A 15,361-nucleotide genomic window follows, 5' to 3' on the forward strand; every position below is an offset into this window, starting at 1 on the left:
CACAACCCATCCCACGCCGCTTCGCGACGCGGGATGCTGCCGCGTGTCTACGCACGGTTCGATTTTCGAGTTAGGGGAGGGGGAGGAGCAGGCAGGTGCTGGTGGCGTGGGCTACCAGGCGGCTCTGCGCGTCCGTTAGGCGGGCTTCGGCCAGGGCCGTGCGGCGTCCGCGTTGCAGGACGGTGCCCTCGCAGCTCAACGTGCCGCTCGCGACGGTGACCGGCCGGAGGAATTTCACGTTCAGGTCCAGCGAGGTGTAGCCGACCCCGGCGGGCAGCGTGGTGTGTACGGCGCAGGCGGCGGCGGTGTCCAGCAGTGTCGAGAGGACGCCGCCGTGCACGGTGCCCAGCGGGTTGTAGTGGAACTCCTGAGGGGTCAGCTCGACGACGACCCGCCCCTCGTCGGCCTCCATGCGGGCCATGTCGAGCAGGTGCATCACCGGGGGCGCGGCCAGTTCGCCCGCGATCATCGCGCGAAGCATGTCGAGGCCGCTGCGCTGACCGACCTGGGCCGCGTTGGCCGCCGGGTCCGACCAGGTGAAGGTACGGCTGCGCGCCGGCTCCTGAGTCTGTGTCATGGACGCAGCGTCGCAGGATGTTGCTGAGTCTGTCAATGAGACCTAGCCTGGTCGGATGAGGCCCGCGGCACTGGACTGGTCGGTGGAGAACTGCACCATCGCCCGCGCGATGGAGATCCTCGGCGAGCGGTGGACCATGGTGGTGCTGCGCGAGGTGTTCAGCGGCGTACGACGCTTCGACGACATGCGGGTCCGTACCGGGATCCCCAGGCAGGTTCTCACCAACCGGTTGGCCCTGCTGGTCGAGCGGGGCGTCCTTCGTCGTGAGCCGTACCGGGAGCCCGGCAGCCGGTTGCGCCACGAGTACCGGCTGACGGAGATGGGCCTCGCCCTCTGGCCCGTGCTCGTCGCCGTGCTCGGTTGGGGTGACCGGTACCTGGCCGACGCCGAGGGTGCGCCGTTGCGCGTGGAGCACCGCGACTGCGGCGCCGAGGTGCGCGCCGAGCTGCGCTGCGTCGACGGGCACGAGGTGCGGGACCCGCGTGACGTGCTGCCCCGCCCGGGGCCCGGCGCGCGCCGCCGCGCCCCCTGACGCCGCCGGCCGCCCACCCGAGCGTCACACGCCTCCGCCGGGCCGTGCCGGCGTGGCACGCGTCCGCCGGGGCTTGCCGGCGTCGTAGACGTCCGTCGGAGCGGGCGTGCCGGCGTCGCCCGCGTCAGCCTGTTGTGGCGTCAACCGCTTCCGTTGCCCGGCGCTGCCCGAAAGGGATCCGGCGGTCGTCGGGGTGTGACGGTAGATGTCCCCGAGTGTGTCGATGGTGTTGCGCCGACGTCCTCGGTGACGTTCGACGAATTCGGGCGAAACCAGGTCTTGTCAATGATCTTAAGTATGTGAATACTTCAGTTCGCTCGACCGGTTTTCGCAGATCGGCCGGGTTGCCCTCGGGTCAGCCATCCCCGGTCAGACCCGTCTCCCCCGCCCAGGAGGTTTGTTACATGCGACCCACGAGGTCCTCCTTCCGTGTTGCGGCGACCGTTGCCGTGAGCGGAACCCTGGTCGTCGGTTCGCTCATCGGCGCACCCGCCCAGGCCGCCCCCGCCGCCTCGCCCGACGCCGGCGCGGCCCTCTCCGCTCAGCTCGGCGACCGCTCCGCAGGCTCGTACATCGACGCCAGCGGCAAGACCGTCGTCACGGTGACCGACGCCGCCGCCGCCCGCACGGTCAGCAAGGCCGGAGCGAGCGTCAAGTACGTCACCCGCGGCGCCGCCGAGCTCAACCGGGCCACCGCCGAGCTGGAGCGCTCGGCGAAGATCCCGGGCACCGCCTGGTGGAGCGACCCGATCACCAACCAGGTGGTCGTCTCCGTCGACAGCACCGTCACCGGCGCCAAGCTGGAGCGGGTCAAGGCGGCCGCCGCGCGCGCCAACGGCGCGGTGCGGGTCGAGGCCGAGGCCGGCGTGCTGAGCACCCGGATCTCCGGTGGCCAGGCCATCTACACCGGCGGTTACCGCTGCTCGCTGGGCTTCAACGTGCGCAGCGGCAGCACCTACTACTTCCTGACCGCCGGGCACTGCACCAACCTCGGCAGCAACTGGTACTCGAACTCGAGCCAGACCAGCCTGCTCGGCACCCGTACCGGCACCAGCTTCCCGGGCAACGACTACGGCATCGTGCGGCACAGCAACTCCGCGAACGCCGCCGGCAACGTCTACCTCTACAACGGCAGCTACCGGGACATCACCGGCTCCGGCAACGCGTCGGTCGGCCAGTCGGTGCAGCGCTCCGGCAGCACCACCGGTCTGCGCAGCGGCTCGGTGTCCGCGACCAACGCCACGGTGAACTACGCCGAGGGTTCGGTCTCCGGCCTGATCCGCACCAACGTCTGCGCCGAGGGTGGCGACAGCGGCGGCTCGCTCTTCTCCGGCGGCACCGCGCTCGGCCTCACCTCCGGCGGCAGCGGCAACTGCAGCAGCGGCGGCACGACCTACTTCCAGCCCGTCACCGAAGCCCTGAGCCGCTACGGCGTCAGCGTCTTCTGATCGACGTACCGCACGCGGGCCGCCGGGGCACTCCGGCGGCCCGCGTCGCGCGTGCGGGTCGGCTCACGCGAGCCGGTCGGGCCCGTCCGTCGGCAGCAGGGGATCCGGGGGTACGACACCGGTCGCGGAGAGGGTCGGACCGAGCGGCGTGGCCCCGGTGGCCCACGCGAGGTGCGCCCGGCGGGCCGACAACACCGCCAGCAGCGGCCAGAGTGATACGCCCACCGCTGTCACCCGTTCGGCCAGGCCGGTGCGGGATCCGCTGGTCACCTCGAACGCGAACCAGCCGAACAGGGCCAGCAGCACCAGCGTGGCGCTCAACGCCACGCCGCGCCGGAACGCCCAGGGCGGTTGCGGCGTCCATGGATGCGAGGCGTCCGGGCCACGCGACAGTCGCAGCGCCGACCCGACCGGCCAGAGTGCCAGCGCCAGGACGGCGACGGTCGCCACGATGCCGTGGCTGAGCGAGCCGCCGACCGTCGGCCGGGGAAAGGCGACGAGCGCGATGGTGGCCACGCCGCCGACGGCGAGCAGGAAGCGGCTCGGTAGTCCGGCCGCGTGCAGCACTGCGGCGGTCGCCAGGTAACAGCACCCGAGCAGCACCAGGGCACTGATCATGATCCAGGCATCGGTGGCGTCGCGCCCGGCCAGTTCGCTGATGGTGTCCCGGATCGGGTCGTATCCGGCGGGCTGCCGGGCGCCCGCGACCGTCCAGCCGCCCACGAGCAGCACCGGCGCGGCGACCGCCGTGGCGACGCCCCAGTTCGGTACGGCGCGCACCAGGTCACGGTAACCGGCGTCAGGGCCCGGCGAGCCGGGTTCGCCGGCTCGCCCACCAGCGAATCACGTCGGGCTGACGGGTGCCCCCGAGCCGGGCCGGCCACCCCTGACAGAATGCGGGTGAGGACTGTTCCACGATGAGGAGTTGCCAGCGTGATCCGTACCCACAATGCCGGAAGCCTGCGCGCCGCGGACGCCGGCTCGACGGTGACGCTCGCCGGGTGGGTGGCCCGCCGGCGCGACCACGGCGGTGTCATCTTCGTCGACCTGCGTGACGGCTCCGGCGTCGTGCAGGTGGTGTTCCGCGAGGAGGACGCGCACGCGCTGCGCAACGAGTTCTGCGTGAAGGTCACCGGCGAGGTGACCCGCCGCCCCGAGGGCAACGAGAACCCCGACCTGCCGACCGGCGAGGTCGAGGTGACCGCCGCCGCGCTGGAGGTGCTCTCCGAGGCCGCGCCGCTGCCGCTTCCGGTGGACGACCAGGTCGAGGCCGGTGACGACATCCGGCTCAAGTACCGCTACCTGGACCTGCGCCGCAGCGGCCCGGCGAACGCGCTGCGGCTGCGCTCGCGCGCCAGCCAGCTCGCCCGGGGCGTGCTGCACGAGCGGGACTTCCTGGAGATCGAGACGCCGACGCTGACCCGGTCGACCCCGGAGGGCGCCCGGGACTTCCTGGTGCCGGTGCGGTTGCAGCCCGGCAGCTGGTACGCGCTGCCGCAGTCGCCGCAGCTCTTCAAGCAGCTGCTGATGGTCGGCGGCATGGAGCGGTACTACCAGATCGCCCGCTGCTACCGCGACGAGGACTTCCGCGCCGACCGGCAGCCGGAGTTCACCCAGCTCGACATCGAGATGTCCTTCGTGACCGAGGACGACGTGATCGACCTCGGCGAGGCGATCGTCTCGGCGCTCTGGAAGGACCTGGCCGGGCACGAGATCACCCGACCGATCCCGCGGATCACCTGGCACGACGCCATGGCCCGGTACGGCTCGGACAAGCCGGACCTGCGCTACGGCGTCGAGCTGACTGAGCTGACCGACTACCTGCGCGGCACCGAGTTCCGGGTGTTCGCCGGGGCGATCGACGCGGGCGGCTACGTCGGTGCGGTGGTGATGCCCGGTGGCGCGTCCCAGACCCGCAAGGAGCTGGACGGCTGGCAGGACTGGGCCAAGGCGCGCGGCGCGCGGGGCCTGGCGTACGTGGTGCTGGACGCCGAGACCGGCGAGGCGCGCGGTCCGGTGGCCAAGAACCTCTCCGCCGAGCACCTGGGCGGGCTCGCCGACGCGGTCGGCGCCAAGCCGGGCGACGCGGTCTTCTTCGCGGCGAGCACGACCACCCGTGAGGCGCAGGAGCTGCTCGGCGCTGCCCGTGTCGAGATCGCCAAGCGCTCCGGCCTGATCGACGAGAGCGCCTGGGCGTTCTGCTGGGTGGTCGACGCGCCCATGTTCGAGACGACGGACGAGGGCGCGTGGACGGCCGTGCACCACCCGTTCACCTCGCCGAACGCCGAGTGGGTCGACCGGTTCGAGGAGGCCCCGGACCAGGCCCTGGCCTACGCGTACGACATCGTCTGCAACGGCAACGAGATCGGCGGCGGGTCGATCCGTATCCACCGGGGGGACGTGCAGAAGCGGGTGTTCGACCTGCTCGGCATCACCCCCGAGGAGGCGCAGGACAAGTTCGGCTTCCTGCTGGAGGCGTTCAAGTACGGCGCCCCGCCGCACGGCGGCATCGCGTTCGGCTGGGACCGGGTCTGCATGCTGCTGGCCGGCGCGGACTCGATCCGCGAGGTCATCGCGTTCCCGAAGACCCGGGGCGGCTTCGACCCGCTGACCGGCGCGCCGACCCCGATCACCGCCCAGCAGCGCGCCGAGGCCGGCATCGACGCCAAGCCCAAGCTCGCCGCAACGGCCCACACCGGAACGGCCGGCCCCGCAGCCCCGGTGGCCGACCCCGTCTGACCCACCCCGTTTTTGGTTGATCAAGAGGTTCGCGTCATCATCGCCCCGCGAGATGACGCGAACCTCTTGATCAACGGGGGAGTGGTTGGGGATGCGGGTGCTTGTCGTCGGAGGCAGTGGGTTTCTCGGCCGGGAGGTTTGTCGGCGGGGCGTACAGGCGGGGCTTTCGGTCGTCGGCACGTTCTACGGCGGTGACGTCGGGGTGCCGGGGGTCGCGGCGCGGCGGTTGGACGTGACCGACCGGTCCGCCGTGCGCGCGCTGGTCGCCGAGGTGCGGCCGGACGCCGTGGTCGCGACCCCCTACCGGCACGACGACTGGACGGTCACCGCCGACGGCGCCGCCCACGTGGCCCTCGCCGCCGCCGAGGTGGGCGCCCGGCTGGTGCACCTGTCCAGCGACGCGCTGCACGGCGGCCGGCCCACGCCGTACGCCGACGACGAGCCGCCCAGCCCGGTCAACGCGTACGGGGCCGCGAAGGCGGCGGCCGAGACCGCCGTGCGCGCGATCGATCCCGGCGCGGCGCTGGTGCGTACCTCGCTGATCCTGGGGGAGGCAGCAAGCAGATCCAGCTCTGCCGCGACGCGCTCGCCGAGCGGGCCGTCCTGTTCACCGACGAGGTCCGGTGCCCGGTCGACGTCACCGACCTGGCCGACGCCGTGCTGGAGCTGGCCCACTCGTCGTACGCCGGGCTGCTCAACGTGGCCGGCGCGGACGCCGTCAGCCGGGCCGAGCTGGGCCTGTTGGTAGCCGAGCGGTTCGGGCTGGACGCGACAGGGCTGAAGACCACGACGGCCGCCGCCGTGGGTGTCGTGCGCCCCAGCGACGTACGCCTCGACTCCGCCCGCGCCGCCGGTCTGCTGCGGACGCGCCTGCGCGGGGTGCGGGAAATCCTGGCCTGACATCCTGCACACTTCCTATGCACAACTCTTGTGCATAGGAAGTGTGCAGAGATAGTGTGCAGTCATGGTGAATGACGAAGCGACCCCGCAGCCGACCCCCTGGGAGGTGCGGATCGACAAGCGGCAGGTCCGGGTGCTCGCGCACCCGCTGCGGATGCGACTGGTCGGTGCCCTGCGGGTGAACGGGCCCGCCACCGCCACCACCCTCGCCGAACTGCTCGGCACCAACACCGGCGCGACCAGCTATCACCTGCGCCAACTCGCCGAGGTCGGGCTGGTCACCGAGGATCCCGACCGGGGCAGCGGACGGCAGCGCTGGTGGCAGGCCGCGCACGACGTCACGAGCTGGGAGCCGAGCGACTTCGACGACGACCCCGACGCCCGTGCCGCTATCGAGTGGATCCAGGGCGACCAGGTGCGCCTCCTCGTCGAACACGCCGACCGCTGGTTCGCCAACCAGAATGAGTGGTCCCCCGCCTGGCGGGACGCCTTCGGCATGGGCGACATCTTCATGACCGTCCCGCCCGAGCGGCTGGAGGCGCTCAAGGCGGAGGTGTGGCAGGTGCTGGAGCGGTACCACCGCGAGGCCGAGTCGGTCGACACAGCCGAGCCCGCCGACCCGCAGGCCCGCCCGGTGCAGGTCTTCCTGGCCGCCTATCCGCTGCTGGACGGTCCCCGATGAGCGCGAGGAGTGAGCCGGGTTTGCGAGCCCCGCAGTCGCGAATGGAGGTGGCGTCGTGAGCGCGAGGAGTGAGCCGGGTTTGCGAGCCCCGCAGTCGCGAATGGAGGAAGGGTCGTGAGCGCGCTCACCGTACGCCAGGTTCGGCGTCGCTACCTCACGCTGTACGGCCTGCGCTGGCTGCCGACGGGCCTGATGATCCCGGTGATGATCCTGCTCATGCAGGAGCGCGGCCTGTCGCTGCCGCAGATCGGCCTGGTCAGCACCGCGCAGGGGCTGCTGGTGCTCGCGCTGGAGCTGCCCACCGGTGGATTCGCCGACGCCCTCGGGCGCAAGCCGGTCCTGCTCGCCGCCGGAGTTCTCAACCTTGCCTCCCTCGCCGTGTTCGCGGTGGCCGACTCGTTCGCGCTGTTCTTCCTGGTCTGGGCCCTGCAGGGCGTCTACCGGGCGCTCGACAGCGGCCCCCTGGAGTCCTGGTACGTCGACGCCACGCTGGCCGCCGACCCGCAGGCCGAGTACGAGAAGGGCCTCGGGTACGCCGGCACCGTCGTCGGCATCGCCATCGGCGGCGGGGCCCTGCTCAGTGGCGGACTGGTCGCGCTCGGGCCGTTCGGGCCGGTCAGCGCGCTCACCGTGCCGGTGCTGGCCGCGCTCCTCGCGCAGGCGGTGGCGCTCGGCGCGTTGCTGGTCCTGCTGGTCGAGGAGCGCCCGGCCACCGGTCTGGCGGCGGTGCGCGCGTCGGTGACGCAGGCCCCCCGCATGATCGGCCAGGCGATCGGCCTGCTGCGCCGATCCCGGGTACTGCTCGCGCTGGTGGCGGTGGAGCTGTTCTGGGGTTTCGGCATGGTCACCTTCGAGTCGTTGCTCCCGGTCCGGCTCGCCGAGGTGGTCGGCGACCCGGAACGCGCCGCCGCGCTGCTCGGGCCGGCCAGCTCCGCCGCCTGGATCGCCAACGCGGCCGGCGCGGCGCTCACCCCGCTACTGCTGCGCTGGCCCGGGGCGGCGCCGGGCGCGGCCCTGCTGCGCATCCTGCAAGGGGCGACGGTCGTCGGGATGGGACTGCTCGCCGGCCCGGTCGGGGTGCTCGTCGCCTACCTGGCCTGCTACGCCGTGCACGGCGCGTCGAACCCGCTGCACAGTGGCCTGCTGCACCGCCAGGTCGACGGCCCGTACCGCACCAGCGTGCTGTCGCTGAACTCGATGATGGCGCAGCCGGCCGCCGCGCTCGGCGGAGTCGTGCTGACCGCGCTCGCGGCCAGCACCAGCGTGGGTACGGCGATGGTGGTCGGCGCGGTCGTGCTGGCCGTCGCCGCCCCGCTCTACCTGCCCGCCTGGCGGGCCGACCGGCGGGCCGTGTCGGACCGGGCCGGTGGGCCGGCCCCGGATGACCCCGGAGTCGCTGTGGATCCGCCCGCTCCGCGCGGCGGGGGCGTGGACCACGCCGGCCCGGCCGCTTTCGATCCGGACCTGACGGCCGGTGGCGTGGACCCGACCGCGGCGGCAGTGCCGGTCGAGCGGCCTTAACGGCCTGTTCCAGTAAAGGGAAACGGGCCCTAGCGCTCGGGACCGAGGCGGATCGAGGTGCGGGACAGGGTGCCGGTGAAGCCGAGGCGACGGTAGAGCCGCACCGCCCCGACATTGTCCGGATAGACGCCGAGCGCGACGGTGTCGTGCCGGGACAGCAGCGCCCGGGTCATCCCGGCGGTCAGCGCCGCGCCCAGCCCTCGGCCCCGCTGGTCGGGGGCGACGGTCAGGCCAGCCAGGAAGCCGACGTCCCCCCCGGCTGCGGTCCGCGCCGCACGCCACCACCCGGTCGCCGGACCGGATGCCGTACCAGTCGACGACCGTCGGGTCGCCCGGCCGCGTGGTGGTGGTCGGGAACGCCTCGTCGACGAGCGCCTCCAGCGCCGGGCGGTCGGCGTCGGTCAGCCGGACGACCCGCTGCTCGTCGGGCTGCTCCTGCGGCGCGACGGTGGTCCAGTGGAAGTCCCAGTCGACGTGGTGCGCCACCGCCACCCGCCCGACCGCCAGGGCGGGGTCGAATCGGGGCAGGTGCAGCCGGTTCTCCGGACGTAGCAGGCCCTCGGCGACCAGCGCGGCGCACAGGTCCAGTACCGGCCCGGCCGGGCCCACGGCGTCGGCGCCGAAGCCGCGCTCGGGTGGCAACAACCACAGCACGGCGCCGTCGCGTTGCCAGCCACGCGCCGGGGTGCCCGGCGAGAGCGAGTGCCGGACGAACGGGTGCCCGCCGGCGGCGGCCAGGATCGTGGCCCGGTCGTGAAGCGCCTGGTCCTCCAAGATCATGCGACCAGCCTAGGAGCCGGCGTGCCGGCGACCGCGCCGGGTCGGCGATGCGACCGCGCCCGTGCCGCGCCCGGGCTCCGCGCCCGTGCCGCGCCCGCGTCCCGCGCCCGCGCTCCGCCCGCGCTCCGCGCCCGAGATCCTCACAACTTCAGGGATGTCGTTGCCTGAGCCGCGCCGGAAGCAGCAGCATCCCCGACGTTGCGCGGATCTTGATGACGACGCCCGGCAACGCACGACCCGCGATGAACTAGCGGCGACGAGCGCGAGGCGGCCCGACCCGGGGCGGTTCGGCCCACGCCGCAAGATCGCGCGCGATCCTGGATGTAGTGGCCTCGTCGACGTGCCGATACCACTACATCCAGGATGCGGCGCGATCCTGCGGTCGGCCCAGCCCGTGGGTGAGCGGCGACGGCCGGCGCGGTCTCGCAGCCGATCCACGGTGGAGATTGGCGGGTCGACCGATTGGGTACATCACGCGCCGACCTACTGGGAACCCCCACCGGAGGACCGACATGCTCGCCATTCTCGCCGCCATCGTCTTTGGCTTCGCCCTGCTGATCGACCTGTTCGACACCAACTTCGGCGCGCCCGACCTGTTCAATTGGAACACCCTCGTACTCATCGGCCTCTTCCTGCTCGCGCTCTACCTGGGCGGCGTCGGCAGCGGGCCGCGCGGCAGTGGTGGTGGCCGCTGGTACCGGGGTCGTCGCCCCGGTCGTGGCTGACCGAGACCGATCAGCGGTGGCCCGGCCCGTAGCGCGATTCCGGCGTCTCGGGTCGGGCCCGGTACTGTCTTCGTGATGGAGTCCGACGCTCTCTTCTCCCTCGGTGCCCCCACCGGGCCGCGTGGCGCGCCCGAGGGTCCCGCCGGTGTAGACGGCTTCACTCCGGTAGCGGACGATTCGCCCCTGCCTGTCCGCATGCGACCCGCGAGCCTGGACGAGCTGATCGGGCAGGACCACCTGCTCGCCCCCGGCGCGCCGCTGCGGCAACTGGTCTCCGGCGGTGCGCCGATGTCGGTCATCCTCTGGGGTCCGCCCGGCAGTGGCAAGACGACCATCGCGCACCTGGTGGCCGGCGCGACCGACCGCCGTTTCGTCGCCATGTCGGCGCTGTCCGCCGGCGTCAAGGACGTCCGCGCGGTGATCGAGACGGCCCGTCGTCAGCGCCGTTCGGGCGGCCCGCAGACGGTGCTGTTCATCGACGAGGTGCACCGGTTCAGCAAGACGCAGCAGGATTCGCTGCTCGCCGCCGTCGAGGACCGGACCGTCACGCTCCTCGCGGCGACCACCGAGAACCCGTACTTCTCGGTCATCTCGCCTCTGCTCTCGCGGTGTGTGCTGCTCACCCTGCAACCGCTCGACGACGACGCCGTCCGCGGCCTGCTGCGCCGCGCGGTCGCCGACGAGCGCGGCCTCGGCGGCGCGCTCACCCTGGCCACCGATGCCGAGGACCATCTCGTCCGGCTCGCCGCCGGTGACGTCCGCAAGGCGTTGACCGCGCTGGAGGCGGCGGCGGCGTCCGCCACGGCCCTCGGCGCCGGGCGCATCGACCTGGCCACCGCCGAGCAGGCGGTCGACGTGGCGGCGGTGCGGTACGACCGCGACGGCGACGCCCACTACGACGTGGTCAGCGCCTTCATCAAGAGCATGCGCGGCTCGGACGTCGACGCCGCGGTGCACTGGCTGGCCCGGATGCTGGTCGCCGGGGAGGACGCCCGGTTCATCGCCCGACGACTCGTCATCTTCGCGAGCGAGGACGTCGGCATGGCCGATCCGACCGCGCTGAGCGTGGCCACCGCCGCCGCGCACGCGGTGGAGTACGTCGGCCTGCCCGAGGTGCAGCTCAACCTGGCCCAGGCCGTGATCCACCTGGCCACCGCGCCGAAGTCGAACTCGGCCACCACCGCGATCGGCGCTGCCATCGCCGACGTACGGGCCGGGCGGGGTGGTCCGGTGCCACGGGGCCTGCGCGACGCGCACTACGCCGGCGCGCGCGGGCTGGGCCACGGCACCGGATACCGCTACCCGCACGACGACCAGCGCGGCGTGGTCACCCAGCAGTACGTCCCCGACGACCTGGTGGGCGTCGACTACTACCAGCCCGGCCCGCACGGGGCGGAACGGTCCGTGGCGACGCGGCTGCCGCTGCTGCGCCGGATCGTACGTGGGCTGCCGGTCCCGCCGGCCCGCCCGGAAAGCCCGGCCGCCGGGGCGACCGCGACAGCTGGATCGCCCGCCACAGCCGGGCCGGCCGCCGGGGAACCGGTAACGCCGCAGCCGGCGACGGCGCTTGCTGGTCGGAACGGCCGGGCGGTCACGGGTGTGGATGGTGCCGCTACGACGCAGGACGGCGGCACGAACGCCGCAGGAGAGGGTCAACAGTGAGATCGCGTGGTGCCGACCGCCCCGACGAGGGCCCGGACGAGCGGCGTGATCCCCGCGCCAAGGGCCGCCGCTGGGGTCGAGGCCGAGCCGAGGCCGAGCCGGAGGAGCCGGTAGCCGGCGAGGAGTTCGGCTGGATCGACGACCTGCGTTCGGCCAAGCAGCAACGGGGCGAGCTGGGCCCGGACGGGGTTCCGGTCGAGCCGGTGCCGCCGCGTGCCGGAATGCCGACGCCCCCGGACGCGCCCCCCGGCCCGCGCCGGCCGGACACCGAGGCCGCCGGGGCGCGTCGAGGTGTCGACGGACCCTGGCCCGGCGAGACGCCCCCGCCCGGTCGTCGCCCGGACGCCCGCCCGCCCGCCGACCGGGCGCCGGTCGAGCGCCCGCGTGAGCCCGGGCCGTCCGGCGTAACCGGTCCGCCGTCGCCGCGCGGCAACCAGTCGGTTCCCGGCGTCGACCCGCGCGCCGCCGGGGGCCCGCGTACGCCGCCGCCCGCCCGCCCGGGCGGCGGTGACCCGGCCGGCCCCGCCGGCCCCCGACCGACGGGCGGCGCTCCCACCGGCCCCGCGCGAGCGCGTCCGACCGTGGGGCCGTCCGGCCCGCCCCTGGGTCCACCGGCCGTGGGCGCTCCGACCGGCCCTCGTGCCGAGGTCCCCGCGCCCGCCGGCCGGGCGGAGGCCGTGCCGCCACTGCGCCGGCCCGACGCAGTACCGCCGGGCCGTCGACCCGCTCCGGAGCCGGGCGCGGGCGGGCGGCCGCTCAGCGGTGACGGCCCGCCGTCCGGACGGCGTACGCCCGAACCGGCGCGGCCCGCCGGTGGCGCTGCCCGCTTCGACGGAGCGGTGACCGGTGTCGCACCGCAGGTCGCCGACGGACTTCGACCCGATCCCGCGATCGCCGACGACCAGCGTACGGCCCGGCGTCGTCCCGGGCCGGTCGACCCGGGCGCGCCGGAGCCAGCGCGCCCCGCCGGGGGTGGCCACCGTCGTGCCGCCGAACCGGACGAGGCGGCGGTTCCCCGCTCGGGCAACGCCCCGCCGCTGCCCGACGCGTCGCCCAGCGGCGCTGTCCCCACCGGCGGCACGGCCACCGACGGCACCGGTCGCCGTCGGGCGGTCCCGGACGAGCAGGACCGACGCGCGGCGACCGGCGGCGAGCCGCAGCCGGAACGCCGGGACCGTCCGGAGCGGCCGGCGGACTGGCTGCGTCAGGCCGGCCGGCTGCCGCACACCGACCCGGGCCTGCCGGTGGTGAACCGTCGAGGGGCCGGCGGGCAGCCCGCGGAGCGGCCCGCCGGCCGCCGTACCGGCCCACCGCCCGCCGGTGACCTGAACGACCGCTCCGGTGCTCCACTCGCCGTACCCGACCCGGCCGCGGAGCGTGCCGCCGGCCGCCGGGCCGCCGGACCGCCTGCCGACCCGGGCGCGGACGCTCCCACCGGCCGCCGGGCCGCCCGCGCCCCGGAAACCACCGGTGAGCACCCGAGCGGTCCTCTGCCGCAGCCGCCGGTCCCGGGGGAGCGCCCGGTCGGCCGTCGGAATGCTCCGGGCACCGCCCCGGACCCGATCAACCGTCGCCGCCGCCCGTCGGCCGAGCCGGCTGCTGAGGGGCGGCCCGGCCCGGCGGGCGAGCGCGGTGACGACTCGTACGCCGGTCCGCCCGGCGGCGGACGACCCGGGCCCGGCGCACCCGTGCGCGGCGCCCGCTCCGTCCCACCCGGTGGCCGGGCCCGGCTCGCGCCCGGCGACGCGCCGGTCTCCGGCGCCGGCCGCCGTGGGCCCGACGGGCCACCCCGGCCCGGCGTGGCCCGCCCCGACGGACCGGCGCGCGCGGCGGTGCCGCCGGGCGCCCGTCCCGACAGCCCGCCCGGTCCACGCGTGGACGGTCCGCCCCGGTCCGGCCCGGAGGGTCCGGGCCGCGCGGCGGTGCCGCCGAACGCCGATGGTCCCGCTCGCGCGGCGACGCCGCCGGGCGTCGGTCCGGACGCCGCGGCCCGCGCCGCTGTCCCACCCGGCGTCGATCCGCAGGGTGCGGCTCGTGCGGGGGTACGACCCGGCGTCGGTCCGGATGCGCCACCCCGCCCTGGTACGGCCCGGCCCCGGCCGGATGGTCCGGCTCGTGCGGCGGTCCCGCCGGGCGTCGGTCCGGACGCTCCACCCCGGCCGGATGGCCCGGCGCGCGCCGCCGTCCGCCCCCCGGGCATCGCCCAGCCACCCGGTGGCGGCGTCCGGACGGGCGCCGAGCAACCCGGCCCCGGATCGCCCGCGACCGCGCGTGCCGCCGCCCCGCGTCCGGCGGACCGCGCTGCGGGCCGGGCGCTGCCGCCGCCCCGCGAGGGCGGCCGTCCCGAGCCCAGCGGTGTCGCCCCCGTGCCGCCGTCCGGTCGTGCCGGCGAACCGGTCGCCCGTGCCGCGGTCGTGCCACCGGGCGCGGCTGGCCCCGTGGACCGGCCAGCCTCCGAACCGGTCGACGAGCCGGCGCTGCGCGCTGCCGGCGGGGACGTCGCCGACGACGAGGACGCGGCCCCGGGCGCCCGGTCCGAGCAGCACCGGCAGTCGCGCGAACGACGCCGGCTGCGGGTCGCCGTCCTGGCGCTGGTCAGCATCGTGCTGCTCGGCGCGGTGCCCCTCTTCTTCGGCCTCCGCACCCTCAGCCGGGACCCGGTGTTCGACAACCTGGACCAGCTCAACGTGCCCGCCTGGGCCGCGACGAAGACGGTCGACGACGTCAGCGGCAGCCGCTGGTGCCTGCTCGACTGCCGGCTGCGCGAGCGCACCGTCACCTCCGAGAAGTCGCCGGAGGAGACGGCGAAGGTCTACGAGGAGGCGCTGCGCGGCGACGGTTGGCGGCCGTGGAAGGTAAGCCGCTGCCCCGAGCAGGAGACGAAGGGCAGTTACACGTGCTGGCGTCAGGACGAGTTGACGCTCGACCTGTGGGTGCGCGCGCCGGCCTGCGTACCGCCGCCGGTCGACGGGGAGCCGGCGATCGTGCCGTCCCCCGAGCCGTCGGCCGCTGCGGGGGAGTGCGCCGGCTCGTTGGTGTCGGTGAAGGTGCGCAACGCGATCGACGACGAGCGGACCAGGCCGCAGCCCAGCACCGATCCGTCACTGACCGGGGAGGATCCGTTCCCGACGGTCAGCGGGGATCCGCTGGGCGATGTGACACCCTCACCGTCCTGAGCCGCTCTCCATCACGGACGGTAGGGTCTGGGGCTGGCGAACGCGCCGGCCGGCGACGGTCCGGTGGGTTCGGTGGGCACCACGGTTGTGCGTTCCGGGGACGTCGGGTCCGGCGGAAATCTGCTTGAGGAGGACACGCGTGGGCGACATTCTGGCGGTCGCGGCGCTGATCGCGGCGAGCGCGTTCGCGGTGCTGGTGCTCATCCTGACGCTGCCGATCCTGCGGCTGCGGCACACGGTGGACGCCACCACCCGGATGATCAACGACCTCAACGACCGGACGGCACCGCTGCTCGGCGACGTCAACACCACGGTGAAGAACGTCAACGTGGCGCTGGAGCAGGTGCAGACCTCGCTCGACGGTGTGAACCTGCAGTTGGCGAAGGTCGACACGATGACCAGCCACGCCCAGAACGTCACCGCCAACGTCGCCAACCTGGCGACGGTGGTCTCCGCGGCGGCCGCGAACCCGCTGGTCAAGGTGGCCGCCTTCGGCTACGGCGTGCGCCGGGCCGCCGCCAGCCGCCGGCACGCCGAGACCGAGCGCGAGGTGCGCGACACCATCAAGCAGCAGCGGCGGGCCGCCCGGCGCGGCAACCGTTGACCGACCCGGCCACAG

Annotated in this window: 12 protein-coding genes and 1 pseudogene; 10 read left to right on the forward strand and 3 right to left on the reverse strand. The window is 74.5% G+C overall.

Annotated elements, in window-relative coordinates:
* Positions 1–70: 70 nt before the first annotated feature.
* On the reverse strand, positions 71–577 hold the full coding sequence (locus tag ACLQ25_RS18265) for a PaaI family thioesterase (RefSeq protein WP_425732051.1): 507 nt from the start codon (positions 575–577) through the stop codon (positions 71–73).
* 55 nt (positions 578–632) lie between these two features.
* On the opposite strand from ACLQ25_RS18265, the gene ACLQ25_RS18270 reads away from it, so the two are divergent.
* Positions 633–1,109 carry a winged helix-turn-helix transcriptional regulator gene (locus tag ACLQ25_RS18270; protein ID WP_425732052.1) on the forward strand — a complete coding sequence of 159 codons (477 nt, stop codon included), beginning with the start codon at positions 633–635 and terminating at the stop codon, positions 1,107–1,109.
* A gap of 404 nt (positions 1,110–1,513) precedes the next feature.
* Positions 1,514–2,557, forward strand: a complete 1,044-nt coding sequence (locus tag ACLQ25_RS18275) for a S1 family peptidase (RefSeq protein WP_425732053.1) — start codon at positions 1,514–1,516, stop codon at positions 2,555–2,557.
* A gap of 63 nt (positions 2,558–2,620) precedes the next feature.
* On the opposite strand, the gene ACLQ25_RS18280 is transcribed toward ACLQ25_RS18275, so the two are convergent.
* Complete coding sequence (locus ACLQ25_RS18280) at positions 2,621–3,337, reverse strand: DUF998 domain-containing protein (protein WP_425732054.1); 717 nt, start codon at positions 3,335–3,337, stop codon at positions 2,621–2,623.
* Between the two features lie 153 nt (positions 3,338–3,490).
* On the opposite strand from ACLQ25_RS18280, the gene aspS reads away from it, so the two are divergent.
* From aspS to ACLQ25_RS18300, 4 genes and pseudogenes are all read left to right on the forward strand, one after another.
* The gene (gene aspS, locus ACLQ25_RS18285; protein ID WP_425732055.1) at positions 3,491–5,296 is read left to right on the forward strand and encodes an aspartate--tRNA ligase; all 1,806 of its coding nucleotides are present in this window, start codon (positions 3,491–3,493) and stop codon (positions 5,294–5,296) included.
* Positions 5,297–5,387: 91 nt separating this feature from the next.
* Positions 5,388–6,196, forward strand: a pseudogene (locus ACLQ25_RS18290) (SDR family oxidoreductase).
* 64 nt (positions 6,197–6,260) lie between these two features.
* Positions 6,261–6,878, forward strand: coding sequence for an ArsR/SmtB family transcription factor (locus ACLQ25_RS18295; RefSeq protein WP_425732056.1), 618 nt, complete (start codon positions 6,261–6,263; stop codon positions 6,876–6,878).
* A gap of 114 nt (positions 6,879–6,992) precedes the next feature.
* Positions 6,993–8,399, forward strand: a complete 1,407-nt coding sequence (locus tag ACLQ25_RS18300; RefSeq protein ID WP_425732057.1) for an MFS transporter — start codon at positions 6,993–6,995, stop codon at positions 8,397–8,399.
* A 29-nt stretch (positions 8,400–8,428) separates the two neighbouring features.
* Here ACLQ25_RS18300 and ACLQ25_RS18305 read toward each other — a convergent pair whose 3' ends face one another.
* On the reverse strand, positions 8,429–8,638 hold the full coding sequence (locus ACLQ25_RS18305) for a GNAT family N-acetyltransferase (RefSeq protein ID WP_425732112.1): 210 nt from the start codon (positions 8,636–8,638) through the stop codon (positions 8,429–8,431).
* 1,053 nt (positions 8,639–9,691) lie between these two features.
* On the opposite strand from ACLQ25_RS18305, the gene ACLQ25_RS18310 reads away from it, so the two are divergent.
* The 4 genes from ACLQ25_RS18310 (at position 9,692) to ACLQ25_RS18325 (ending at position 15,346) form a co-directional block, all read left to right on the forward strand.
* The gene (locus ACLQ25_RS18310) at positions 9,692–9,904 is read left to right on the forward strand and encodes a hypothetical protein (protein WP_355053618.1); all 213 of its coding nucleotides are present in this window, start codon (positions 9,692–9,694) and stop codon (positions 9,902–9,904) included.
* A gap of 75 nt (positions 9,905–9,979) precedes the next feature.
* On the forward strand, positions 9,980–11,566 hold the full coding sequence (locus ACLQ25_RS18315) for a replication-associated recombination protein A (RefSeq protein WP_425732058.1): 1,587 nt from the start codon (positions 9,980–9,982) through the stop codon (positions 11,564–11,566).
* Between the two features lie 2,477 nt (positions 11,567–14,043).
* On the forward strand, positions 14,044–14,742 hold the full coding sequence (locus tag ACLQ25_RS18320) for a hypothetical protein (protein ID WP_425732113.1): 699 nt from the start codon (positions 14,044–14,046) through the stop codon (positions 14,740–14,742).
* 139 nt (positions 14,743–14,881) lie between these two features.
* A complete protein-coding gene (locus ACLQ25_RS18325) occupies positions 14,882–15,346 on the forward strand; it encodes a DUF948 domain-containing protein (protein WP_425732059.1) in 465 nt (154 codons plus the stop codon).
* Positions 15,347–15,361: the final 15 nt, after the last annotated feature.

This window comes from Micromonospora sp. DT44, from assembly GCF_049841635.1.
Taxonomy (GTDB): domain Bacteria; phylum Actinomycetota; class Actinomycetes; order Mycobacteriales; family Micromonosporaceae; genus Micromonospora.